Below are 24,298 nucleotides of genomic sequence, written 5' to 3' on the forward strand. Positions count from 1 at the left end.
AAGGCCACCAGGCGCCGGGGCAGCCGCCGTTCGGCACGCCGTCCGGCCCGTTCGCCGCCGCGCCTGCGCAGGCGCCGCAGCGCAAGCCGCTGCGGCTCGGACTCGTCGCGGGGGCGACGGCGTTGGCGCTGGTCAGCGGCGGTGTCGGCGGTGTGGTCGGCGTGCTGGCCACCGGCTCGGACCGAGCGCCGGTGACCAACGCGCTCGACGCTCCCAAACCCGCGGTCAACAACGTCGCCAACGCCCCCGCGGGCTCCACCCAGGCGGTAGCTCAGCGAGTGCTGCCCAGCGTCGTGATGATCAAAGTCGCCGGGGCGCGCGCCTCCGGGGAGGGCTCGGGCGTCGTGTTGTCCACCGACGGCCTGATCCTCACCAACAACCACGTCGCCGCCGGCGCGGGCGCCTCGGCGAAGATGGAGGTGGTGTTCAGCGACGGCAGCACCGCGCCCGCCACCATGATCGGCGCCGATCCGGTCTCGGATCTGGCCGTCATCAAGGTCAGCGGCAAGAGCGGGCTGACCCCGATCGAACTGGGCACTTCCGACGGCCTCGCGGTCGGTCAGCCGGTGATCGCGATCGGCTCGCCGCTGGGTCTGGCGGGCACCGTCACCACCGGCATCGTCTCCGCGCTCAACCGCCCGGTCTCGACCAGCGGTGAGGGCACCCCCAGCCAGGTCAACCCGGTGATCGACGCGATCCAGACCGACGCGGCGATCAACCCGGGCAACTCCGGCGGCGCGCTGGTCGACGGTCAGGGCAAGCTGATCGGCATCAACACCGCCATCGCCAGCCTCGGCGGCGAGGCCGCGGGCGGCGCGCAGAGCGGATCGATCGGCCTCGGCTTCGCGATCCCGGTGGATCAGGCCCGCCGGGTCGCCGACGAACTGATCAAGACCGGCCACGCCACCTACGCCCAGATCGGCATCAAGCTGCGGCCGCAGGACACCGCGGCCCGGGTACTCGAGGTCACCCCGGACGGCCCGGCCGCCAAGGCGGGCGTGCCCGCGGGCGCGGTCGTCACCCGGCTCGACGATCGGCCGATCGACTCCGGCGACGCGCTGATCGCGGCGGTGCGCTCGCATCAGCCGGGCGACAAGGTCGAGCTCACCTACACCGACGAGCAGGGTGGCAACGCCAAGACGGTCGAGGTCACCCTCACCGGCGCGGCGGCGGAGGGTGGCCGATGATGCGTTCGAACGCGGCGCTGTCGTGCGTAGGCGCTACGGTGATGAGCATGGACATCGATGCTCCCGTGGCAGGGCGTGCACTGGTTGTTGTCGTCGACGATCGGACGGCGCATGGCGGCGTGGATTCGTTCGGCCCGCTCGTCACCGAACTGCTCAGCGAGGCCGGCTTCCTCGTCGACGCCTCGGTGACGGTGCAGGCGGAAGAGGTCGAGATCCGCAACGCGCTCAATACCGCGGTGATCGGCGGCGTCGACCTGGTGATCTCGGTCGGTGGCACCGGTATGTCGCCGCGCGATGTCACCCCCGAGGCCACCGCGCAGGTGCTCGACCGGGAACTGCCCGGCATCACCGAGGCACTGCGGGCCTCGGGCCGGGTGGCGGGTTCGCTGGACGCTGGGCTGTCGCGCGGTGTCGCGGGCATCTCCGGCAGCACCCTGGTCGTGAACCTGCCGGGTACCCGCTCCGCCATCCGCGACGGCATGGCGACGCTGGGTCCGCTCGCGAGCCGGGTGATCGACGAGCTCTCCGGTTTGGACGAGTGAGGACACGATGACGTCGTCGGACAGCACGTCGCCGCAGGACCAGGAGGCCCTCCGCCGCAAGGCCGCCGAGGCCGCGCGTTTGGCCCGCATCTTCGGTGACGTGCTGCCCGAAACCACCGGCGACGAGCGCGGCGGGCGTTCGGATAACGACGAATGGTTACGTTCGCAGGTGCCACCGCACCACGGGTGACCGTACCGTTATCTACGTAGCCGCTACGTAATAGGCGCTCACCGAAATGTCGTTTTCGGTGTGATTGCGAACAGGTGACAATTCCCCGGGACCACGCGAAAGCGTGGTCCTTTGTCGTATGAGTGTTCGAAACTCGCCAGTAACCACTTCTGGTCCACCCCCGTTGACGCGCGGGATCTCGGATGCATTTATGCACTTCAAAGCATGTGACCATGTGTGGAACTGTGCTGGGTGTCACAATGAAATTTACGAACTCTTTCGTTGCCGGAACGACGGCGCAGCGTTTAATGTTCGCCATCGAGCCATCAACTATTGGTCCCCGCAGTACCCCACTTCTGTGCGTTGAACCACCCGGTGGAACCCTGGCTCGGGTTCGCCACACCGGCCCCGGCCGTATCGTCGAAATAACAGTTGGTTACGTAACGGCAACAAAGGGGCGACACACTGAGCTGGGCCTGTGAGGTCCACCCGTCCGGTCTCGAAAGTCGAGATCGGCTGTTAGACACTGATGAGGGGAAGTATGAGCGAGAACCGCACCACCGGTGTGCGCCGCGGCGCCCGTGCCGCGGGCGTCGGCGCTGCCGCGGCCGCCGTGGCTTTCGGCCTGCTGTCGACCGGTGCCGCCAACGCCGACACCTTCGTGCCGTTGCCGGACGGCCAGAAGGTGAGCCCTGCCGGCGTGACCATCACCCGCACGGGTGAGCACGCTTTGATCTCGCCGTCGCTGGCCGCCAACGGCGCGGGACGCGTCGTCTGGGTCTCCGGCACCGCGCTGGCCGAGGTCGCCGACACCCCCGAGGGCGAGGTCGGCCCCTGGAACGGCCCGTCGGGCCGCCCCGGTTCCAACAACTCCTCCACCCACGGCACCTCCCAGCTGAACACCGGCTACATCGTCGGTTGCCAGGTGAGCATCGCCGACGACGCGATCGGCGCCGGCGTCTCCGGCGGTCTGAGCACCGGTGGCGTGAGCGCCGGCGGCTCGATCGGCGTCAACCTGGGCCCGGGCGAGGTCAAGTTCGTGCAGATCAGCTCGAAGGACATCCAGAAGGCCGGCACCTACGCGATCGATTACCAGGACGCGGAGATCGAGATCCAGGGCTGCGCCGGCTACGCGCAGGCCCGGGCGTACACCGTGGTCGAGATCATCGGTGACAACTACTCGAAGACCACCCTGTACGGCATGCCGTTCAGCATCGGCTGACGTCTTTCGAACCGGCACGAATCTTCTTCTCGCTGCGGCGAACTCAATCCTCGAGGGACATTCCTATGATCAACCGTAAGTTCATGGCGCGGATGGCGGGCGTCAGCGCCGCGGCCACCGTGGCCGTCGGCCTGTTCTCCACGGGCGCGGCCAACGCCGACACCTTCGTTCCCCTGCCGGGCGGCCACATCACCAAGACCCTGTCCGACGGCACCGTCGTCGAGATCAGCCTGGTGGGCGAGTCGGCCAACATCAGCCCGTCGATGGGCTCCACCCCGGTGCACCGCAACGCGTGGGTCTCCGGTAGCGCGCAAGTCACCGTCTCCGACGGCGGCTCGGGCAAGATCTTCCCGGGCTACACCGTGGGTTGCCAGGTGAACATCGCCGGCGGCGGTGTCTCCGGCGACGCGACGGTCGAAAGCGACTGGGAGGGCAACGCTTCCGGTGGCGTCGGCACCGGCGGCGAGCTCTCGCTCGGCCCCGGCCAGTCGAAGTCGTTCTACATTCTCGACATCGAGAAGGCCGACGACTACGGCAGCGAGTCGCACGGCAAGTCGAACAAGTTCAAGGACGGCGCCGGCTCGGTGACCTGGTCGGATTCGACCATCGGCCTGACCGGCTGCGGCGGCTACGCGCAGGCTCGTGCCTTCGTGAGCGTCGAGGTCGAGACCGACAACGTCATCAGCTGGGTGACCCTGTGGGGTCAGCCGTTCAGCCTGGGCTGATCTGTTCGATCACGAACACCACGGGCCGGTCGCGATTGCGACCGGCCCGTTTTGTTGTGCCGTCGATGGCATAGCGCTGGACATTGCGGGGTCCCCTCATTATGTTTGTGGCGAAATGACTGCTGTTGTGGTCGTTATCACCACGAATTTCGTGCTTTTCAGCTTCTCGATACACCTCCCGGCTGGGCGAATCTGCCCTGTTGCCAGCGACGCGGTCCGCGGACCCGTCTGGGCTGGGTCCGGGCGCAGCACAGATATCGACCTCGACGGTCGAGGTCGATTTTGCGTACACCTCGAGGGGAAGTATGAGCGAGAACCGCACCAACCGCGTGCGCCGCGGCGCCGTCGGCGCCGGCGCCGCAGTGGCCGTGACGATCGGCCTGCTGTCGGCCGGTGCAGCCGATGCGGATACCTTCGTTCCGTTGCCGGACGGCGAGAAGCACGGCCCCGGCGTTCATCTCAGCCGGACCGGCGAGCACGCCCTGGTCTCCCCGTCGCTGGCCGCCAACGGCGCGGGCCGCGTCGTCTGGGTGTCGGGCAACGCGCGGGCCGATGTGCAGGAAACGCCGGAGGGCGAGGTCGGCCCGTGGAACGGTCCGTCGAATCGTCCCGGCTCCAACAATTCCTCGACGCACGGTGCATCGAATCTGAACCACGGCTACATCGTCGGTTGCCAGATCAGCATCGGTGACGACGCGGTCGGCGCCGGCCTGTCCGGCGGCCTGTCCACGAGCGGCCCGAGCGCCGGTGGCTCGATCGGTCTCAATCTCGGCCCCGGCGAGGTCGCCTTCGTGCAGATCGATGCCAAGGACATCCTCAAGCCCGGTGTCTACTCGGTGGAATACCAGGACGCGGAGATCCAGATTCAGGGCTGCGCCGGCTACGCCCAGGCACGGTCGTACACCGTGGTCGAGATCATCGGCGACCACTACTCCAAGACCACGCTGTACGGTGCGCCGTTCAGCATCGGCTGATCGCGGCCGAACCCGAAAATCTGGCTACCGCACACGAATTCACCCTCGAGGGGTCAACAGTGACGATCAACCGTAAGAGCATGACGCGCGCCGCCGGGATCACGGCCGCGGCGACTGTGGCGCTGGGCTTGTTCTCCACCGGTGCGGCCGATGCCGACACCTTCGTTCCGCTGCCGGGCGGGCATATCACCAAGACTCTGTCCGATGGCACCGTCGTCGACATCAGCCTGGTCAACGAATCGGCCAATATCAATCCGTCGCTGGGCTCCACACCGGCCCATCGCAATGCCTGGGTCTCCGGCAGCGCGCAGGTGACCGTCTCCGGCGACGGGGGCGGCAAGATCTTCCCCGGCTACACCGTCGGCTGCCAGGTGAACATCGCCGGTGGCGCGGCCGCCGGCGGCGCCGAGGGCGAAAGCGATTGGGAAGGCACTGTCGCCGGCGGCGTGACCTCCGGCGGCGAACTGACCGTCGGCCCCGGTCAGTCCAAGTCCTTCTACGTTCTCGATCTGGAACAGCCCGACGACTACGGCAACGAGTCCCACAAGACCCGCAATGCCTTCAAGGGCGGCAGCGGCTCGGTGACCTGGGCCGACGAGACCATCGGTCTGTCGGGCTGTGGTGGGTACGCCCAGGCGCGCTCGTTCGTGAGCGTCGAGGTGGAGACCGACAACGTGATCAGCTGGGTCACCCTGTGGGGTCAGCCGTTCAGCCTCGGCTGACGCAGGCCACCAGCGCACCCGACGAGGTCGGGGCCGAGTTCCCGGAACCGGCCCCGACCTTCGTCGTCGAGGCAGCTCAGCGGGTGTGTTCGCCGTTGCTGGTCGCCGACTCGGTGGCGATGCCGTGCTTGCCGTTCGAGGTGTTGCCCTGCTCGGCCAGCAGATCCCGGATCTGGATGAGCAGCTCGTTCTCGGAGAGCTTCTCGTCGGCCTTGGAGAAGCGCTTCTTCGCCATGGTCGCGGGCAGCACCAGCACGAAGTACAGGATCACGGCGATCATCAGGAAGTTGATGCCCGCGGTGATGATGGGCCCGATCTCGACGAAGGTGGCCGGTTTGTCGGCCACCAGCTGGATACCCAGCCCCATCTCGTTGGACCCGCCGAAGACCGCGAGCAGCGGATTGACGATCCCGTTGGTGAACGCGGTGACGATGGCCACGAACGCGGTACCCATCACGACGGCGACGGCCAGGTCGATCACATTGCCGCGGAGCAGGAAATCCTTGAAACCTTTGAGCATTGCCGATGTCTCCTTCGTCGAGGAGCCGGCCGGGGGCGCTGTGCTCCTGGTTCGAATGCGCTGAACGGTCGAGCAGGTTCGTGTGTGATGCTAATCAGCATTGCGGCAAATTTCTCGCGAACAGTGCCCAGGTGGCGTCCACGGTGCGGGCCGGCGGGGTCAATGGAAGACGACCGTGAGCGCCGTTCGTAACGAGGCACCGGCCACCGCCGTGGCGTATTCGGCGTCCAGCGCGACCAGGACCACCCGTTCCGCGCCCGAACGTCGCTCGCCCGTCGCGGTGACGAGGACCACGGCGGCGTCGGTGGCCAGCGTGCGGGCGGGCTTGCTCGCACCCGGTCCGCCCGAGTCTTCGACGCCGACGACATCGATCCGGTCGCCCGCGCGCAACACCTCGGCCACCGCGGAATCCGCCAGGCGGATGGGCACGATCCGGGCGTCGGGGGAGCCCGCCGCGGCCGCGGCCAACCGCGGGCCGATGACGCGCAGGTCGGTGAAGGTTTCGCCGGCGTGCATCGCGCCGGTGAGTGTCGCGCCGACCAGGACGGCGGTATCGGTGACCGAACCCGAAGGCAGCGAACGGGATTCGAGCCGGTCGACGCGCAGATCGTCGGCGGTGAGCAGTCGGCCCGGAGCCAGCTCACGGGCGGCGACGACGACGTCGTGCCGGGTGGTGCCGGGATCGCCCCGGACGAACAGCGCGAGGGCGAGCAGCGCGAGCACGGCGGCCCCGATGCGCCGCGCGAGCAGCGCATCGGCCCAGGCCGGGCGGTTACCGAGGGCGAAACGCCAGGAACCGCCACGTCCCAGATCGGCGAGACTGCGAGTCATGCCCGAAGCCTAGGGGCGTGGCAGTGCGGATCAGCCGCCGAAAGTGCTGGTTGTGGACAACTTCGGGGCTGTGGACAAACCGGCGGAGATCAGCTCGCGGCGGCGGGCGTCGAGCTGGTGCTGGTGGAGCTGCTGCCGTTGGTGCTGCCGCTGTCCGCGGAGGACTTCGCGGGCTCGCTCGCGGTGGACGCGCCACCCCGGCTGTCGGTGCGGTAGAAACCGCTGCCCTTGAACACGATGCCGACCGAGTTGAACAGCTTCCGCAGCTTCCCGGAACACTGCGGGCACTCCGTCAGCGTGTCGTCGGAGAAGGACTGAACGATGTCGAAGCGGTTGTCACATTCGGTGCACGCGTATGAATAAGTTGGCACAGGATCCTCCGCAAGTCTCGTCGATCTAGCACTCTACCGCCGACACTGCCAACGTCGGAAATCGCCGTTTCATTCCGGCGGAACGGGCCGGTCACCGCCCAGTTCACGCAGCCCACCGCCGGGCGTCAGCGCCCACCCCATCCGCCGGTCGTGCGGTTCCTCCGGCAGCCGGTCGACGAGTTCATTATCCCGGACGACGGCGATCAGGCGAGTGCTGTTTCCGACGGCGCCCAGCGTGCGGTCGTAGTACCCCGCTCCGCGGCCCAGTCGGACGCCCCGCCGGTCCACCGCGAGCGCGGGCACCAGGATGGTCGCGGCGGTGGTCACGGTGGCGGGCGGCAGCGTCGCCGTGGTCGGTTCGAGCAGACCGAAGCGGGCCCTGCGCAGCGAATCGGGACCCTCGTAGCGGGCCCAGCTCAGCGGTCCCGGCTCGCCGGTCACCGGCAGCAACACCGTGGCGTTGCGCACACGCAGCGCGTCGAGCATGCGCAGATCGCCGGGCTCACCACGGATCGGGACATAGGCGCAGACCACGTCGTCGGCCCCGGCCAGCGGGCCGATCGCGGCGGCCAGCGCCGCGGCCTCGCGTGCGTGATCGGCGGGCCCGACCAGCGCTCGTTCGGCGAGGATGTGGCTGCGCCATGCATATTTGGTGCGCTCACCGGGCATCTCCACAGCGACCACCCTAAGCTCTTGCCGACGCCGGATCGTCGCGACGGGCGATCGGACGGCACGCTGAATGGATAGGGTATGCGCATGACAGACAAGACTTCCGGTTTCCGCACTGCGGTGGTACCCGCGGCCGGACTCGGGACGCGGTTTCTGCCTGCCACCAAGACGGTGCCCAAGGAATTGCTGCCGGTGGTCGACACCCCCGGCATCGAGCTCGTCGCCGCCGAGGCCGCCGATTCCGGCGCCGAGCGGCTGGTGATCGTGACCTCGCCCGGCAAGGACGGCGTCGTCGCCCATTTCGTCGAAGACCTGGTGCTGGAGAGCACCCTGGCCGAGCGCGGCAAGTTCGCCCTGCTGGAAAAGGTCCGCAAGGCCCCCGGTCTGCTCGATGTGACCTCGGTCGTGCAGGAGGAGCCGCTGGGGCTGGGCCACGCGGTCGCCCAGGCCGAGGCGGTGCTCGACGACGACGAGGACGCCATCGCGGTGCTGCTGCCCGACGACCTGGTGCTGCCGTGCGGCGTGCTCGAGACCATGAGCCGGGTGCGCCGGGAGCGCGGCGGCTCGGTGCTGTGCGCGATCGACGTGCCGAAGTCGCAGGTCAGCGCGTACGGCGTCTTCGATGTCGAGGAGCTGACCGAGGGCGCCGAGACCGACGTGCTGCGAGTCAAGGGCATGGTCGAGAAGCCCGAGCTGGCCGACGCGCCGTCGACGCTGGCCGCCGCGGGTCGCTACCTGCTCGACCGCGTGATCTTCGACGCGCTGCGCCGGATCACGCCGGGCGCGGGCGGGGAATTGCAGATCACCGACGCGATCGCCCTGCTGATCGCGGAGGGACACCCGGTCCATGTGGTCGTCCACCGTGGGTCGCGCCACGATTTGGGTAACCCGGGCGGCTATCTTCGAGCTGCCGTCGATTTCGCCCTCGAGCGGGAGGAATACGGCCCGCAATTGCGCGAGTGGCTGAAGTTCCGGCTCAGCCCGGAGTGGGACCCCAACTCCCCGAACGCGTAAGCGCGACAAGCGATGGACACATAGACACAGGAGCTCGATGCGCTCGGTTGAGGATCAGCTGATCAAGGTCACCGCGGCCGCGGTCGCACCCAGGCCGGTCCGGGTCGCGATATCCGAGGCCCAGGGTCTGCTGTGCGCGGAGGACGTCGTCACCGAACGGCCGCTGCCCGGCTTCGATCAGGCCGCCATCGACGGCTACGCGGTGCGCAGCGTCGACGTCTCCGCCGCGGGCACCGACGTGCGCGACGAGGCGGGCGAGCTGATCGACCTCACCCTGCCGGTGGTCGGCGAGGTGGTCGCCGGTTCGCGCCAGCCCATCCGGTTGCAGCCGCGCCAGACCGTGCGCGTCGACACCGGCGCCCCGCTGCCGACCCTGGCCGACGCGGTGCTGCCGCTGGACTTCACCGACGGCGGCCGGGCCAGGATCAAGGTCTTCGAGCCGGTCCGCTCGGGCGACTACGTCCGCCGCATCGGCGACGACGTGCAGCCCGGCGATGTCGCCGTCCGCGCGGGCACCATCATCGGCGCCGCCCAGGTGGGGCTGCTGGCCGCGGTCGGGCAGGACAAGGTGCTGGTGCATCCGCGGCCGCGGCTGTCGGTGATCTCCATCGGCGGCGAGCTAATCGATATCGATCGCACGCCCGGCCCCGGTCAGGTCTACGACGTGAACTCCTACGCGCTGGCCGCGGCCGCGCGGGACGCGGGCGCCGATGTCAACCGGGTCGGCATCGTCAGCGCGGATCCGCGCAGGCTGCGCGATGTGGTCGAGGGTCAGCTGGTGCGCTCGGAGGTCGTGGTGATCGCCGGCGCGGTCGGCGGCTGGGCCTCGGACCAGGTGCGCGAGGCGCTCGACGGGCTCGGCGAGCTCGAGGTGGACCGGGTGGCCATGCACCCGGGCTCGGTGCAGGGCTTCGGCCGGCTCGGCCGCGACGAGGTCCCGACCTTCCTGCTGCCGTCGAATCCGGTGAGCGCGCTGGTGGTGTTCGAGGTGATGGTGCGTCCGTTGATCCGGATCGCGCTGGGCCGTCGGCAGCCGATGCGCCGGATCGTCAACGCCCGCACCATCACTCCGATCACCTCGATGCCCGGTCGCAAGGGCTACCTGCGCGCGCAGCTGCTGCGCGACGAGGCCACCGGTGACTACCTGGTGCAGCCGCTGGGCAACGGCAACGGTGGGTCCTCCCATCTGCTGGCGACGTTGGCCGAGGCGAACAGCCTGATCGTGGTGGAGCCCGACGACACCGATTTCCGCACCGGTGACGAGGTGCGGGTCGCGTTCCTGGCGCAGCGCGGCTGAACAGTGGACTCGATGAACGTATTCCGGGCAGGTCAGCATCCCGGATGGCCGGCCCGGCTCGGTCCGGTGATCGTCGCGGGCGGACAGGTCACGCTGCGCCCGGTGCGCTTCCGTGACGCCGCCGCGTGGAGCCGGATCCGGCTGCGCGATCGCGACCATCTGGAGCGCTGGGAGCCGACCGGACGCGGGAGCTGGGAGGCGCGCAATCACGCGTCGAACTGGCCGTCGCTGTGGACGAGCCTGAAAGCCGAGGCCAGGCGGGGTGCGATGATCCCGTTGGTGATCGAGGTGAACGGCCAGTTCAGCGGACAGCTGACCATCGGCAATATCGTGCGCGGCGCGCTGCGCTCGGCCTGGATCGGTTACTGGGTGGCCAAGGATCTCGGTGGTCAGGGCGTGGCCACCGCCGCGCTCGCGCTGGGACTCGATCACTGCTTCGGGCCGGTCGGGCTGCACCGGGTGGAAGCCACAGTGCGGCCGGAGAACCTGGCCAGCCAGGCGGTGCTGCGCAATGTCGGATTCCGCGAAGAGGGTTTGCTGCGCCGCTATCTCGATGTGGACGGCGAATGGCGCGATCATCTGCTGGTGGGCTTGACGGTCGAAGAAGTCATGGGCACCGTCGTGGATCGCCTGGTCAGAGAGGGTCGAGCGGCACTGCCGTGAAATTTCTGTTACTCATGTGGCAGGTGTGCACGGCGCGCCTGCCGCGAGGGCAGGCGCGCCCGAATTAACCTACGGACGTCGGTAGTGCGTCCAACTATGGATAAACGCGCAGGCGGGGACGGGAGGTGATGACCGCGATGCCGAATTCGATCCTGTGGATCGGACTTGTGGTGCTGTGGGTCTTCGTCCTGTTCCCGATCCTGGCGGACCGGCATCCCCGGATCCGCCGCACCACCGATGCCGCACTCGCCACGCGCGTGCTGCACCGTGGCGGGGCCGAACGACGGATTCGCATCGGGGCGGCAGGCGGTCACGAGAGTGACCCCGACTACCGCCCCCGCGTGCTGACCAAGCGCCCCCACCGTACTGATTCGGAGGATCGGATGACGACATCGGCCGACGAGCCCGTCACCGAAGCTGACGACGAGTTGCTCACTCCCACACCGGAACTGGAAGCCGCGTCGACGGAAGAGGCAGACCTCGACGACGCCGCGGCCGAAGACCGCGCCGCGGCCGCGGATGCCGCGGACGCGCCGATCGATGACGCTGCGGCGGAGCCGGACGCCGACGACGAGTCGGCCGCGGCCGACGACGCGACCGACCCGCCCGTCGCCGCGCGTATCCCACCGGCCCCGCCCGCCCGCCTCGAGGACGTCGCCGAGGAGACCACCGACGCGGCGGCCGACGACGACGAGGACTTCGTGCCGAACCGGCGCGGGCGCGGTGGCTACGACCCCGAGGCCGACGCCATCGCGCGCGCCGCCCGCTACAGCTTCCGGCAGCGGGCGGTGCTCGGCCTCATCATCGCCACCATCCTGTTCGCGGCGTTCGGCCTGCTGCTGAATTCGATGTTCTGGTGGGCGTGCGGGCTGTCCACGGCCGTGCTGGTGGGCTATCTGGCCTACCTGCGCAAGCAGGTCCACGTGGAGGAGGAGATCCGCCGCAGGCGCGCGGCCCGCCTCACCCGGGGCAAGCGCCGCGAGGCCACCGCCACCCCCGAGGCGGCCACGACTCGGCGCACGATGGACCGTGACACCGCGCGCGCCCTGCGCCGCCGTTCCACCCTGCTCGACACCGACGACGAGGACCCGATGTTCGAGCACCTGGAAACCTTCGATCCGGCCACCGCACGCGCGCTCCGCACCCGGGTCGAAGACCTCGGCCGCGCAGTCGGCGAATAACTGGTCGAACCACGCAGAACAGCAGGTCAGAGTACCGATTCGGTATCTGGGCGCAACGCCTGATACAGTGTCACAGCGCGGTTCGCCAGAGCCGCACGGGGCTATAGCGCAGTTGGTAGCGCGTCTCGTTCGCATCGAGAAGGTCAGGGGTTCGATTCCCCTTAGCTCCACAGTATGTGCAGGTCAGGCCGGGTTCCGAGAATTACTTCGGGCTCGGCCTGACCTATTTCTCGTAGTAAGTCCCCACTAATACTCGCGACCGCATCCCCACTTTGCGAACTCTAAAGTCCGGCGTACCGCACCGCACCTGACCAGCACGGCGGTGTCGGTCGGTCGGTCGGTCGTGGCAGCATGCTCGGTGAGGTCGGTGCCGATCCCTCCAGGCATCGGATGGCAAGAACTCAGGTTCCCGGACACTGTCCGGGCACCTGATCCTCAACGACGATGCGTTCCAGTGCCGATTCCTTCGCGCGGCTGGTCAGTAGGCCCAGTTCGCGCCGGTGCCCCGGTACTGCTCAACAGAGATCGGCTCCACACCAGGCTTCAGATGGTCGAGGTAGAGAGTTGCGTGCAGGTGGTCGACTTCGTGTGCGACCAGGCGTGCGACTCCGCGGTCGAACACTGCAATTCGGGTGTTGCCGTCGATGTCGGTGTGCTCGACGTGGATTGTCAACGGGCGCGGCACCCGTCCGCGCAAGTCGAAGAAACTTAGGCATCCCTCGTACTGTTCGTCTTCGCCGCCGCCGGTTTCCACGATGCGTGGATTGAACAGGGTGATGGTGTCCCCGTTGGGAGTTCGGACGATCGCCGCGGCCCTGCTGATGCCGATCTGCGGGGCGGCTATGCCCATCCCCTTGCCGAATACGTGAGCTTGGGCGACACGTTGAGCTGCCGAATTCAATTCAGCGATGACACGGCGTGCGTCTTCGGCCTCGGCGGGCAGATCGAACGGGCGTGCGACCTCACGCAGGATCTCGTCACCTTCCTGCGCGATGCCCAGACCGGCCATCACCCTGCTCGGCGGAGTGCGCTCGTCGTCGCTACGTCCCCGGAAGTCCCACTCGAGGCGGTAGCGGGCATGCAGTGGCGGATGGTCGGTGGACCAGGAGTACATGGCTCGTCCCGGTTCGGCCTGGTGGGTGATGGGTGTGCGGAACGGCTGCCCTTCGGCAGTCATCGAGGTCTCGAGTCCCCAGACCGACGGTTCGAGCTCGGCCGGGAAATCCAGCCGGACCGAGAGGCGATTGGTGGGCAGACGGACCGCGCGCTGGAACCAGTTGCCCCAGTGGGCCGCCGAGACGGTGTATTCGTAGTCGATCCAGCAGGCTTGGCCAGGGTAGAGCGGGAAGTGGCGTCCACTGTCGGGTTCGCTGAACATCAGCCAGACTTCTTTGAACGCGTCGCGGTCGTGGTGGGCAGTCCACGTCATCGGCTCGGTTCTGTTTTCGCCGTACCAGGCGTGCAGGTCGATCTCTTCCCAGGTCAGCGGGTTTTCCTGATAGAGGTGGTTGGACCGTTCAGGGTCGCCCGGGTAACGGTCTACTGAGATCCGGATCAGGTAACGGGTGATGGGTTCGGACCCATCATTGATCAGCCGCCGCCGCTGGCGCAGTCGGTAGTTGAGGCCGTCGAACGACAAACTCGCATCATCGTGATCAACGACGAGCGACCCCGCCGAGTCGCGCGATTCGACAGCTACGGGCGACCGGACAGTGCCGGGTCGAGCGGCGATGAACTCGGCGAACGCAGCCCGCAGCGCACCACCGGCTTGGAGGATCGATTCGGCGCGCGCGGCGAACGCCTCCGAGGGCTTCTCGGTGCCGGACTCGATCTTGGACACATAGGGACGGCTGTAGCCCAATTTGGCCGCCAGCGCACGCAGCGACAGCCCTCGGACATCACGCCACCGGCGCAACTCGAGCGCGAAGACGTTGACCTGCGTGTTCGCGGGTTCATTGGCGGGTGAAGTTCCGGCCGGGGTCACTGTCAGGCGCTCCTGTTCGCGGGGGTGTGCGTGTGCGTGCGTACCCCGTGAGTATGAGCCCACTCTGTCGAAACACCCTGCACCCGTGGCGGAATTGGACGCACTCCGACACTGCGATCACATCCCGCTTCGACGGTCACAGCGGGAGACCGCTGATGCCGGAACGGCCAGCCTCGCGTGGCACGACCAGACAGGTGCGCTCACATGACTCCACTTCCCATCTCGGTACAGACCTCGCCATATCTGACGCGCGTCGATCCCGGTACACCGTCACCGGTGAGGTACTTCTCCGACACGTTCGGCCCTACCACCCCCGTCAACGAGACTCCAACCGAGGGCGCGGTGTTCGGGATCGTCGGCCTGGACCGCCACATCGACTGGCACACCGATCCCCGCATGCTCGAACTGCTGGTCGCCTGCGCGCGCGAACCCCGCGACGCCGCGGAGCTCGTGCAGCGGTTCGGTGCGACCCTGGTGGCCGAAGCCGCAGCGCGCCAATGGCTTCAACCACCAGAGGAGCTGTGCCAGGACTACCGGCTCGTCTCAGGGGAGATCGAAGTCACCGCCCACTGCAACTGGGGGTGCCGCAGCTGCCCGGTAGCGGTCGATCCCAAGCCACGCCGAACGATGCCGATGAAGATGTTCATCGATATCGTGGACAAGCTGGTCGACCACGGCTCGATCGACTACGTGACCTTCCAGTTCTTCAACGAACCCACCCTCGACCGCTACTTCGCTGACCGCATCGACGTGTTGGCCCGACACGGGATGCCGTTGGCGCTCTACACCAATGCCTCCGCGCTAACCCCAGACAAGATCGAGACCCTGCGCCGTTCCGGAGTGCTGCGCACGATGGTGGTCAACCTGCCCAGCGACGATCCGGCCGAGTTCGCCGACCTGACCGGCTCGGCCAGCTACACCCACAGCACACGAAACGTCGAAGCCGCACTGGCGGCCGATCTTCCAGTGCAGATCGGCGTCAACGGCGTCGGCGAGCGGGGCACCCGCAATTTCGACGAGGTGCGCCGCCGCTTCGGGCCGCTCGGCGCGGAGGTGACCGCGAACCTGATGTGCGACCGGGCCGGTGACGTCGGCGGGGAGTTCGCGCAGAACCTGCGCATCGAGGGCCCACTGACCGGCTGCGGCTACCCGATTCATCACGCCAGCTTCAGCGTCGGCGGCGACCTGTTCCTGTGCTGCAACGACTACTACCAGCGCGAACGGTTCGCCAACATCCGCGAGGGTTCGATCCACGAGTTGATGACTAGCGAGGCTGCGGTCACCGCGCGCCGCAAGGTGTTCGGCGTCGCCGTCGCTGAGGACGACTTCGTGTGCAGGCGCTGCCACAACCAGACCCTGGACTTCGCCTGCCGTGACTTCCGACCGATCGCGACATTCGGATGATGGGGCACGCGATGAATTCCCAACGACCGGTGCGGATCTGGTACGTCGCCGCACAACGACTGTGCAACTTCGGCTGCACCTATTGCGTGTCGACCGGCGACTGGGCCAAGAGCAGCCGTGAGGACTGGCGGGCTCCACAAGACCGCAACAACTTCGCCGCCGTCGTCGACTGGATCGGTACCCGCCCCTTTCCGGTCGATGTCCGCCTCGGCACCCTCGGCGAACCCTTCGCCTCCCCGGCATTCCTCGACCGCGCCGCCTGGCTCACCCACCAACCCGGCGTGCGGTTCGTCGAACTGCTGTCCAACGCCTCACTGATCGAACGCCGTCTGCCGAAACTGGAACCCCACGCCAACCTCGGCAAGCTCTCACTCTGGTTGACCTGGCACAGCGGGCAAATGCCGTTGGAGAAGTTCATCGCCGCCGCCGCGTTTGCCCAAGACACCTACGGCTGCTTCGTCGTCGTGAACGCCCTGCTATTCGCCAACCACGACACCACCACCATCGGCCGCGTCAAAGCCGCCGCCGAAGCGGCCGGGCTCCGGTTCAACCTCGACCTCGGCTACGACCCGTCGGTGCCCTCGAACAACTCCACCAGCGCCGATGCCACAGCCGCGGTGCCGGTGCTGCGCGACGGCAGCAACGTCCTTGACGTGGTCGCTGCCTGTGGCGGCGACACCGAACTCACCCGTGTCGCCCTGACCGGGCTGACCTCGCCCCAGCACCGGGCGTGCCGGGCGGGCTCGGACTACGTGTTCCTCGACATCCACGGCGATGTCTACCGGTGCTCGCGCTACGCCACCCTAGGCAAGCACCGCTACGGCAACGTCCTCGACCCCGACTTCGAGCTACACCTGCGCGAGAACACCTGGGCCCCATGCGAAGCCGCCACCGGGTGCGCTAACAAAGAGGACTTCCTCAACCTGCGCCTGGCCGAGCACCTCCGTCCGTCGGTCGTGCCCAGCCTCGGCTGGACCGACGCCTAGCACCCACCGATCACCCGTTATTCGCTCTTACACAAGGAGATTCACCGATGCTGCTCGCCGAGATGACCTGGCCCGACTTCGATGACCGCGCACATCAGGGTCGCGCGATCCTGCCGATCGGGGCAGTCGAACCCCACGGTCCGCACCTGCCGCTGGGCGCGGACACGATGATCAGCGACTACTTCGCCCGCCGCTTGGCCGCCGACATCGACGCACTGATCGTCCCGTCGATCGGCTACGGCGTCGCCACCCCGTCTCAACGCCTCGGCGGAACCTTCCCCGGTGTCATCGCCGTCAGCGGCTCGACGTTCACCTTGCTCGTCACCGAGATCGCGTCCGCGCTGGCCGAACACGGTGTGCGACAACTCGTCATCGTCAACTCCGCCATCGACAACCTCAGCTTCCTGTGCGAAACGGCCCGCATCGTGACCGCCGCACACCCCGGCACCCAGGTCATGATCGTGCAATGGTGGGACGTCGTCGGTGAAGGATTCCGCAACGCCCTCGCCACGGAAACAGGGGTCGCCCGCGGCGATGACCACCACGCGGGAATGGTCGAATCCAGCCTGGTCATGCACGTCGCACCCGACACGACCCGCCCCGAACTCATCGATACCGACTCGACGGGGCTAGGAGCGCGTCGGTTCAGCTACGACGTGTTCCCGCTGCCCGCCGACGCCGCGACACCGTCGGGCATCGTCTACACCGCCCACACTGCCAGCGCCGAGATCGGCGTCCGGGTCGCCGACCAGGTCGCGCTCGAGATGGCGGCCGCGGTGCGGCTCGAATTCGGCATCGATACGGCGGGAGCGTGATCACGATGCTCGCACCCGACACACACTTCCTGTTCTCCCCGTCGGCGACCTATCCGAACCCGGTGGCGTGCCTGATCAACCGCGACGCCGAGATCGTCCACGCGTGGAGCAGCGATCTCGACCAACCCGACCCCTCGACCGCGCCACCGGGGTACCTGCGTGGATGGAACCACGTCGAACTCGGCGCCGACGGCGCCTTATATGCCACGGTGCCGTTGCACTCGCTGTTGAAGCTGGCGCCGGATTCCTCGCTGATCTGGCGGGCCGAGCTACCCGTCCACCACGACCTCGACATCACCCACACCGGTCAGGTCTTTGTCCTCACCGAGCAACCCCGTCTCCTCGGCGGGCCCGGCGATCCGTTCGTCCTGCTCGACAACTCGATCACCGTCCTCGACGACGTCACCGGCGCGACCACCGCGACCCACTCGCTGTTCGACCTGCTGATGAGCGACGCCAATCTGTCGGTGGTGATCGCCAGCCATATCGACCGCCGTCGCCGATCCCCGCACCACCACGCGGCCCGAGCGATCTATCACGACCTCGCCTGCGCCGGTTCGGTCCAACCGGGGCGTGACGCATCCCGGCTGCTGCGTGACGTACCGGGTTCTCCGGCAGATCTTCTGCACGCCAACACCATCGAGGTATTGCGGGCGCATCCGGCCGGGTTGTGGAGCGTGGGCGATGTGCTGGTCTCGATGCGCGAGCTCGACACCATCGTGGTCGTGGACCTGTCCGGCAACCGGGTGCGGTGGTGGTGGGGTCCCGGCGAGCTGTCGGGCCAACACCAGCCGACGATGCTGGCAGACGGGCACCTACTGGTGTTCGACAACGGCCAACGCCGCGGGTTCTCCCGCGTCGTCGAGGTTGATCCAATACGGCATGCGATCAGCTGGCAGCACCTCGCCGACCCGGCACGGAACCTGTTCTGTGCCGTGGCCGGCGGCGCCGAACCGCTCGCGGGCGGCAGCATCCTGATCAGCGACGCCCAAGCAGGTCAGGCGCTCGAAGTGGCCCGCGACGGTTACACCGCGTGGGCAGTGCGGACTCTGACCGCCGCCGGTGAACGCGCCCAGTTCTACCGAATGGCGGCCGTCGCGCCCACGACCGCCGCGTCGGTGCTCGGCCCGACCGATGGCCCTGCCACCCGATCGGCCCGCGATCTGGTGCGCTGCGAACTGCTCGACCTCGCGAGGACACCATGATCAGCGTCATCATCCCCACCCTCAACCGGCCCGGTCCCTTGAACCGTGCTCTGCGCAGCCTCGCACGCCAGGAATTGACCGACTTCGAAGTCATCGTCGTCGACGACGGAGGCACGTCACCCGTGCGCCCGGTCACCGACAGCTGGCGCACGGCGCTGCCGATCCGCTTGATCGAGACAGACCACTGCGGCGTCTCGGCCGCCCGCAACACCGCGATGGCCGCAGCGAACGGCGAATACGTCGCCTTCCTTGACGATGACGACATCGTGTTCCCCCGACACCTGCGCGCCGCCCACACGGTGCTCGACCGCGGCACCGCTGACGTGGTCTATGGCGGCGCGCTCGTCAGCTCCCGATGGATCGAATCCATTCCCCGCAACGTCCGCTGGCTGCCACGCAAGGACTACGAGTTCGACAGCCGATTCCTGCTGTGCGCCAATTTCATTCACACAGGCTCGCTCGTGTGCCGCAACTTCACCGACACCGCCGCCCAGTTCACCGAGTCGATGACCCACTGCGAGGACTGGGACCTGTGGCTGGCCTTGCACACCAGCCTCGGCTACCGGTTCGCCTACCTCGGCGAAACCACCAGCGTCTATCACCAGGTGCCCCAGTGCGGCGGTGCGGTCTCGGCGGCCTACCTGTCGAGCCCGACGCCGTTCACCCTCGCCCGCCGCAACATGTTTCGCACGTGGCCGAGCACCGACCCGCAGATTGTCGACTACCGTGCCTGGTTCACCGAGTTCGACGCACGCCTGGACCGACTCATCGAAGACGGCCGACCGGCCCCGGCCCATATTTACGAGTCAGCGGTGCGCACGCTGCACCACCGCTTCGTCACCGGTCATCGTGCCGATCACGCCGTGCTGGATTCGCTTCTGCCCGAACACCACTCAGCCCACCGTCAACCAGCAAGGGTCAGGTAGCCGATGCGCACCGATGACACTGTCACCACGTCCTATGACCAGCACGCCGCCGCGTTCGCCCAGGAGGCAGCCCACAGCCCCTACAACGCGCACTACGACCGCCCCGCGGTCTTGGACCTGTTGGGCGAGCTCACCGACCGCGTCGTCCTCGACGCCGGGTGCGGCCCCGGCCTCTACGTCACCGACCTGCTCGCTCGCGGCGCCCACGTCATCGCCGTCGATGCCTCCGCGAACATGATCGACCTCGCCCGCCGACACGTCGCCGGGCAGATCACCCTGCGCCAGCACGACCTCACCGATCCCCTGTATTGGCTGTCCAACAACACTGTCGACATCGTCCTACTCGCCCTGGTCATCCACTACATCGACGACCGGATCGCGCTGCTGCGCGAGCTGCACCGCGTCTTGCGTCCCGGCGGGTACCTGATCGTGTCCACCAGCCACCCGACCGCGGACTGGCTCACCGCCGAGGGCAGCTACTTCGACACCGGATGGGTGCAACAACGGTGGTCGTGCGGCATCACGCACCGCTTCTGGCATCAACCGTTGCAGGCATGGTGCGCGGAGTTCACCGCGGCCGGTTTCACCATCGACGCGATCACCGAGCACCAGCCCGCCGCCGAGATGGCTCGAACCCACCCCGCCGAGTTCGAAACCCTCACCCGCCAGCCTGGTTTCATCGCCTACCGGCTCGCCAAACCGACCAGCGGAACCGACGGCGATGCCTGACGTGCCAAAATTCGTCATGGCCAATTCCCCGCATTCTCCAGTGCTCGTCGTCGTCAGCGGGCCCCCGGGATCGGGCAAATCCACCCTCGCTCACGCCCTCGCCGCCGAAATCGGTGTCCCCGCGATCGTCCGCGATGAGATCAAACAGGGCATGGTCCAGGCCGCCACAGACCGAGTCACCGACTACGACGACCTGAATATCCCCGTACTGCACGCCTTCTTCGGCGTCTTGACCCTGCTGGCGCGCGCCGGGGTCAGCGTAGTGGCCGAGGCTGCGTTCCAGGACAAGTTGTGGCGTCCGGGCCTGACCGCGCTGGCTGAATTCGCCGAGATCCGCGTCATTCACTGCACCGCGCCGCAATCGGTCCTGCACGAACGTATCGCCCACCGCGTGGGGAGTGATCCTCACCGGCAAGCGCACAACGACCAGGGTCTCCTCGCGGCGATCGCCGCTGGTGGCCAACCCGTCGGCGCGTTCGTGCCGGTGAATATGGACGTCGCGGAACTGGCGGTCGACACCACCGACGGGTACCAGCCCGGTCTCAAAGCGATCACCCAATTCGCCACCCAACCGGCCCAGGGCAAGGCCTGATCGCGGCGCTGCTCCGGCACCAGAGATCTGGCCACGCGCCGAATTGTCAGTAGTGACGCGTCGCTACTGACATCTCCACGGGGTTCCCGAAGGATTCCGCGCACGCGCGCACGCGCGCAGAACCGGTCCTTGACCTGCGGTTTACTAACGTTCCGTGACGAACGCTACTGACACGAGTGACGAACCCCCAGGTCGCCAACTGACATCCAAATGACGAATCTCACCGCGCGGGATGCCGAAGACGCGTCGTTGACTCAATATGTGATTCGATTCATATATTCAGGCGCTAAATCCTGTCTGAACTGCGACTATCTCAAGGTTCGAAGGGAACGAGGCTTGCGGCTTGTACCGGATCAGTCCATCGTGAAACCTGCGAGGTATGACCCTGATGGACTTCGCTCACAGTGCTTTCGCGGCCATCGTCGTGCTGAAAGCTCCTTGGGCACTTGCAGTGGCAGTCGCTACACTTCACCCCGATCCTGCTAGGCGCGACGCGGCCCGACAGACCTTGCGGATCATCAGGGGAGGACGGTGATGGCCGACAGCTTGGTTAGCTATCTTCGTCGCCAGCCCCATGCGCGGAAGATGCTCGAGATCCTCGGAACGGTAGGTTCCATGTGGGACTACGAGTTACGCGAACGGACGTATGCGGGCGGCAGTTGTCCGTTCGGCATCGCCTTCGGAGGGTTGCTGAATAGAGACATGGTGTGGGTACAGGGGCATCATCTCTACCGACGTCGCGTGGGTATCACTATGCGCGGACGGCGTGAGCTTGTTCGCTGGCGGACGTCGGAGCGGGCGGCGCATTCAAGGTGTTTGCCCGCCGCCGATGCTAAATCCGCGTCTGGAGGCCCGCCTGTGCGATTCGACCAGTTCGAGACCCACCAGTACCAGCGAACACGGCGACCGAAGACGAATTAGTGGCCCGCGAGATCGGCTATTGCGAAGAACGGCCACCGAGCTGAGACACAATGGCCCGTCAGTGCGAAGGGTCGGGATGCGCCGGACTGCGTCCGCGATGGATTAATGGGATCGACGCGATCACCGAGCACCAGCCCGCCGCCGAGATGGCCCGAACCCACCCCGCCGAATATGAAACCCTCACCCGCCAGCCTGGTTTCATCGCCTACCGACTAGCCAAACCGGCCACCAGCGATGGTGGGATCGACGACGATGCCTGACGTGCTAAATCCGTCGTGGCGAACTCCCCGCATTTTCCAGTGCTCGTCGTCAGCGGGCCCCGGGATCGGGCAAGTCCACCCTCGCTCACACCCTGGCCACGGAAATGGGTGTACTGGCGATCATCCGAGATGAGCTCAAACAGGGCATGGTCCAGGCCACCACAGACCGAGTCACCGACTACGACGTCTGTCCGTTGTACATCCCTTCGGAAGTGCTTGGGCGCCCGCTAACGATCCGTGCGTGTCGGGTCACTTCGGTGCAGACGAGCGCTTGCCGCGTTGCGCGTCGCGTCGATTTGGCGATCGTTGGCGCACGCGCGGTACCACAAATCGTGCGCCACCAGATAGGTCGGATCGGCGGTGACCGGGTTCTCGGAAGCCGCACCTGTCGTGCTACCGCACCGAGTGCATGGGAACGCAGACGACGAATCCAGGAATCGAGCCAGTTTCTCCTGGAAATTCGCCGGATGACCCATGCTGTCTACTCCGACATCGAGTGCGTGCCCGCAGGCGAACCGCATGGGTACCCAGAACAGCTCCGTGGGGTCGGTCGTTGGTAGTTGTGCGTCGGACCGAAGTCCTTGCTGCTGACCCCATCGCGCGCGCTGCCGTGCCTGCTCGTCCGGTACTGATCCCGTCACCACTACCTCCCGATATGTCGTATTCGGTCCACCCGCATCATCGACCCATACAGATACGCAGCTGCGACGATAGGCGTTGCGTCTCCCTACAGCGCGCACGAATCCGTTTGCAGCCGAGGGTACGCACTGCCAACTAGCCGCCTACGGTGCGGTGAAGTTGGCCACCGATATGCGATCCCGATACCGGAAGGGCATCAGTCCGGCTGGCCGGTCAGCGCGTTATCGACGATATCGGCGGCCACCTTGTGCGGACGACCTCGCTCCAAGTAGTACTTCTGGGCCGTGGACACATCGGCCTGGCGCAGGACGTCGGCGGTGATGCGGGCCGACAAGCCGGCGTCATCGAGGATGGTGGCCATGGCGTGACGGAAGCTGTGCGCGGTGATGTCCTCGGCAATGCCGAGTGCCTCGCGAACGCGCTGCCATGCGTGTCCAACGTTCTGTGGGTCGCGCAAGGTCCACACCGCGGACGGGAACACCAGATCCAGGTCGTCGGTTCCTGGTCGTGGAGGTGATGTGAGGCGTCGTTCCGCCAGGGCGGCCTTGCGCAGCCTGAGTACTTCCACGGCGAACTCGGGCAGTGCCGTGGTGCCGGGGCGGTTTTTCGGGTCTTCCTCTCTCGTATCGCGGACAAGCCCTTTGCCCGGAACTCGGACGACCTTGCCTGTGAGGCACAGCGTTTGCGCCTCCAGATCGATATCGGACCACAGCATCCCCAACATCTGGGATCGACGTAGTCCGGTGGCGGCGTAGACGGTGATGATGTCGACGAGGTCAGCGCCTTCGCAGTATTCGGCGACAGTGGGCGGGGTGTATGCCTTGACCGGTGTGCCACGCTGACGCTCGGCTTTCGAGAGTTTGCGTGGGCACGGGACCTGAGAGGTTCGCACGGCGCTGAGGATGAAGCGGAGTTGGTCGATGGTCAGGCCACCCGCGCCGCCGGTGCGGCCTTTGGGCGCGATGTTTCGGGCCAACTTGGTCTCGCGGACCGGGTTGGTCTGCATCGGTGTCCGGCGGACGGCGAACCCGAACATTCCGGAGAGCACGATGCGGCCCATCCTCATGGTCGAGGGCCCTTTGGCGTGGCCGACCTTGGTGAGGAAGGCCTCCACGACCGAGGTGGAGACTTCGAACAGTCGCCGCCCACCGAACGCGGTGTCGAACATGTCGGCGACCTCCTTGTAGCGAAGGAGCGTGCCCTCGGTTCTGCCCAGCGAGATGAGGTGTTCGCGATAGTGCTCCCACAGCTCTCGGACGGTCATCGAATCGGACAGTGCCTCGTCGAGTTCAGCACGGATGTCGACCGCGGCGCGCAGTACGGCTTCGAGTGCGCGTTGTCCGGTGCGGTCCGGGACCGCGCGGCCCTGAGCGCTGAGTTTGAGGGGAGACACGCGGGTGACCTCGCGTCGTCTGCCTGAAGTGTCGCGGACGTACACCCGTGCACTCCAGCGACCGGGAGAAATCTCGGTGAGCATGGGCTTGCCGGGGACGCCAAGAGGCCGTGGCGGTCTACCGCGCCTCATCGTTGTCCTCCTGTGGTCGGTCGTTCAGGTCCGCCAGGGCGGTTTCGAGTGCGTCGATGTCCCAACGGAATTCCTTTCCGACTCGGATGGGTTTGGGTAGCCAGGTGTGCTTGCCTGGTTGGCGGGACCACCGGCGCAGCACTTCGGGATGGATGCCGATGTGGGCGGCTGCGGATCGGGTGTTGACCCACCGGCGAAGCGGCGGAGGATGTGGGGTTGGGGGTT

The 24,298-nt window shown here is 67.1% G+C and carries 24 protein-coding genes and 1 tRNA gene; 19 read left to right on the top strand and 6 right to left on the bottom strand.

Annotated features, from left to right (window positions below; translation table 11 throughout):
* The 7 genes from ATM97_RS30415 to ATM97_RS30445 form a co-directional block, all read left to right on the top strand.
* Positions 1–1,187, top strand: a 1,187-nt coding sequence (locus ATM97_RS30415) for a S1C family serine protease (protein WP_218721716.1), incomplete at its 5' end; no start/stop codon positions are given.
* A complete protein-coding gene (locus tag ATM97_RS30420; RefSeq protein WP_218721718.1) occupies positions 1,187–1,729 on the top strand; it encodes a molybdenum cofactor biosynthesis protein B in 543 nt (180 codons plus the stop codon). The genes ATM97_RS30415 and ATM97_RS30420, both read left to right, overlap by 1 nt.
* A 7-nt stretch (positions 1,730–1,736) precedes the next feature.
* Positions 1,737–1,919, top strand: a complete 183-nt coding sequence (locus ATM97_RS30425) for a hypothetical protein (protein ID WP_218721720.1) — start codon at positions 1,737–1,739, stop codon at positions 1,917–1,919.
* 520 nt (positions 1,920–2,439) lie between these two features.
* Positions 2,440–3,120 carry an MspA family porin gene (locus ATM97_RS30430; RefSeq protein ID WP_218721722.1) on the top strand — a complete coding sequence of 227 codons (681 nt, stop codon included), beginning with the start codon at positions 2,440–2,442 and terminating at the stop codon, positions 3,118–3,120.
* A 65-nt stretch (positions 3,121–3,185) separates the two neighbouring features.
* Entirely contained in the window at positions 3,186–3,845 is a 660-nt protein-coding gene (locus ATM97_RS30435) for an MspA family porin (RefSeq protein WP_218721724.1), read from the top strand.
* A gap of 305 nt (positions 3,846–4,150) precedes the next feature.
* Entirely contained in the window at positions 4,151–4,819 is a 669-nt protein-coding gene (locus ATM97_RS30440) for an MspA family porin (protein WP_218721725.1), read from the top strand.
* Between the two features lie 80 nt (positions 4,820–4,899).
* The gene (locus tag ATM97_RS30445; protein ID WP_218721792.1) at positions 4,900–5,541 is read left to right on the top strand and encodes an MspA family porin; all 642 of its coding nucleotides are present in this window, start codon (positions 4,900–4,902) and stop codon (positions 5,539–5,541) included.
* A 76-nt stretch (positions 5,542–5,617) separates the two neighbouring features.
* Here the strand turns inward: ATM97_RS30445 and mscL are convergent, their stop codons facing one another.
* The 4 genes from mscL to ATM97_RS30465 all read right to left on the bottom strand — a co-directional run bounded on the left by mscL (position 5,618) and on the right by ATM97_RS30465 (position 7,932).
* Positions 5,618–6,061: a large conductance mechanosensitive channel protein MscL gene (gene mscL, locus ATM97_RS30450; protein WP_218721727.1), complete on the bottom strand. Its 444-nt coding sequence runs from the start codon at positions 6,059–6,061 to the stop codon at positions 5,618–5,620.
* Between the two features lie 159 nt (positions 6,062–6,220).
* The gene (locus tag ATM97_RS30455) at positions 6,221–6,892 is read right to left on the bottom strand and encodes an SAF domain-containing protein (RefSeq protein WP_218721728.1); all 672 of its coding nucleotides are present in this window, start codon (positions 6,890–6,892) and stop codon (positions 6,221–6,223) included.
* A gap of 89 nt (positions 6,893–6,981) precedes the next feature.
* Positions 6,982–7,263: an FmdB family zinc ribbon protein gene (locus ATM97_RS30460; RefSeq protein ID WP_218721730.1), complete on the bottom strand. Its 282-nt coding sequence runs from the start codon at positions 7,261–7,263 to the stop codon at positions 6,982–6,984.
* Positions 7,264–7,332: 69 nt separating this feature from the next.
* Positions 7,333–7,932, bottom strand: a complete 600-nt coding sequence (locus tag ATM97_RS30465) for a 5-formyltetrahydrofolate cyclo-ligase (RefSeq protein WP_218721794.1) — start codon at positions 7,930–7,932, stop codon at positions 7,333–7,335.
* 87 nt (positions 7,933–8,019) lie between these two features.
* Between ATM97_RS30465 and ATM97_RS30470 the strand changes: the two genes are divergently transcribed.
* From ATM97_RS30470 to ATM97_RS30490, 5 genes are all read left to right on the top strand, one after another.
* Positions 8,020–8,946, top strand: a complete 927-nt coding sequence (locus ATM97_RS30470) for a UTP--glucose-1-phosphate uridylyltransferase (RefSeq protein ID WP_218721732.1) — start codon at positions 8,020–8,022, stop codon at positions 8,944–8,946.
* Between the two features lie 37 nt (positions 8,947–8,983).
* Positions 8,984–10,243, top strand: a complete 1,260-nt coding sequence (glp, locus tag ATM97_RS30475; RefSeq protein WP_218721734.1) for a gephyrin-like molybdotransferase Glp — start codon at positions 8,984–8,986, stop codon at positions 10,241–10,243.
* A 12-nt stretch (positions 10,244–10,255) separates the two neighbouring features.
* On the top strand, positions 10,256–10,906 hold the full coding sequence (locus tag ATM97_RS30480; protein WP_218721735.1) for a GNAT family N-acetyltransferase: 651 nt from the start codon (positions 10,256–10,258) through the stop codon (positions 10,904–10,906).
* A gap of 137 nt (positions 10,907–11,043) precedes the next feature.
* A complete protein-coding gene (glpR, locus tag ATM97_RS30485; protein WP_218721737.1) occupies positions 11,044–12,087 on the top strand; it encodes a gephyrin-like molybdotransferase receptor GlpR in 1,044 nt (347 codons plus the stop codon).
* Positions 12,088–12,184: 97 nt separating this feature from the next.
* Positions 12,185–12,257: transfer RNA gene (locus ATM97_RS30490), tRNA-Ala, on the top strand.
* Between the two features lie 308 nt (positions 12,258–12,565).
* Here the strand turns inward: ATM97_RS30490 and ATM97_RS30495 are convergent.
* Complete coding sequence (locus ATM97_RS30495; protein ID WP_062986969.1) at positions 12,566–14,071, bottom strand: peptide deformylase; 1,506 nt, start codon at positions 14,069–14,071, stop codon at positions 12,566–12,568.
* A 276-nt stretch (positions 14,072–14,347) separates the two neighbouring features.
* On the opposite strand from ATM97_RS30495, the gene ATM97_RS30500 reads away from it, so the two are divergent.
* Genes ATM97_RS30500 through ATM97_RS30530 form a run of 7 tightly spaced genes read left to right on the top strand, consistent with a single transcriptional unit; the run spans position 14,348 to position 20,728 of the window.
* A complete protein-coding gene (locus tag ATM97_RS30500; RefSeq protein ID WP_218721739.1) occupies positions 14,348–15,475 on the top strand; it encodes a radical SAM/SPASM domain-containing protein in 1,128 nt (375 codons plus the stop codon).
* Between the two features lie 11 nt (positions 15,476–15,486).
* Positions 15,487–16,461 carry a hypothetical protein gene (locus tag ATM97_RS30505; RefSeq protein WP_084504819.1) on the top strand — a complete coding sequence of 325 codons (975 nt, stop codon included), beginning with the start codon at positions 15,487–15,489 and terminating at the stop codon, positions 16,459–16,461.
* A 47-nt stretch (positions 16,462–16,508) separates the two neighbouring features.
* Positions 16,509–17,276, top strand: coding sequence for a creatininase family protein (locus tag ATM97_RS30510; protein ID WP_101465714.1), 768 nt, complete (start codon positions 16,509–16,511; stop codon positions 17,274–17,276).
* 5 nt (positions 17,277–17,281) lie between these two features.
* Entirely contained in the window at positions 17,282–18,481 is a 1,200-nt protein-coding gene (locus ATM97_RS30515) for an arylsulfotransferase family protein (RefSeq protein ID WP_101468438.1), read from the top strand.
* Entirely contained in the window at positions 18,478–19,407 is a 930-nt protein-coding gene (locus ATM97_RS30520) for a glycosyltransferase family 2 protein (RefSeq protein WP_062992658.1), read from the top strand. The genes ATM97_RS30515 and ATM97_RS30520 overlap by 4 nt, the downstream gene beginning before the upstream one ends.
* A gap of 3 nt (positions 19,408–19,410) precedes the next feature.
* Positions 19,411–20,136, top strand: coding sequence for a class I SAM-dependent methyltransferase (locus ATM97_RS30525; RefSeq protein WP_101465715.1), 726 nt, complete (start codon positions 19,411–19,413; stop codon positions 20,134–20,136).
* Positions 20,129–20,728 carry an ATP-binding protein gene (locus tag ATM97_RS30530; RefSeq protein WP_245914555.1) on the top strand — a complete coding sequence of 200 codons (600 nt, stop codon included), beginning with the start codon at positions 20,129–20,131 and terminating at the stop codon, positions 20,726–20,728. The genes ATM97_RS30525 and ATM97_RS30530 overlap by 8 nt, the downstream gene beginning before the upstream one ends.
* Positions 20,729–22,744: 2,016 nt before the next feature.
* Here ATM97_RS30530 and ATM97_RS30535 read toward each other — a convergent pair.
* Complete coding sequence (locus ATM97_RS30535; RefSeq protein ID WP_308248682.1) at positions 22,745–23,986, bottom strand: tyrosine-type recombinase/integrase; 1,242 nt, start codon at positions 23,984–23,986, stop codon at positions 22,745–22,747.
* Between the last annotated feature and the right edge of the window lie 312 nt (positions 23,987–24,298).

This window comes from Nocardia sp. MH4, assembly GCF_019266065.1.
GTDB classification, from domain to species: Bacteria; Actinomycetota; Actinomycetes; order Mycobacteriales; family Mycobacteriaceae; genus Nocardia; species Nocardia canadensis.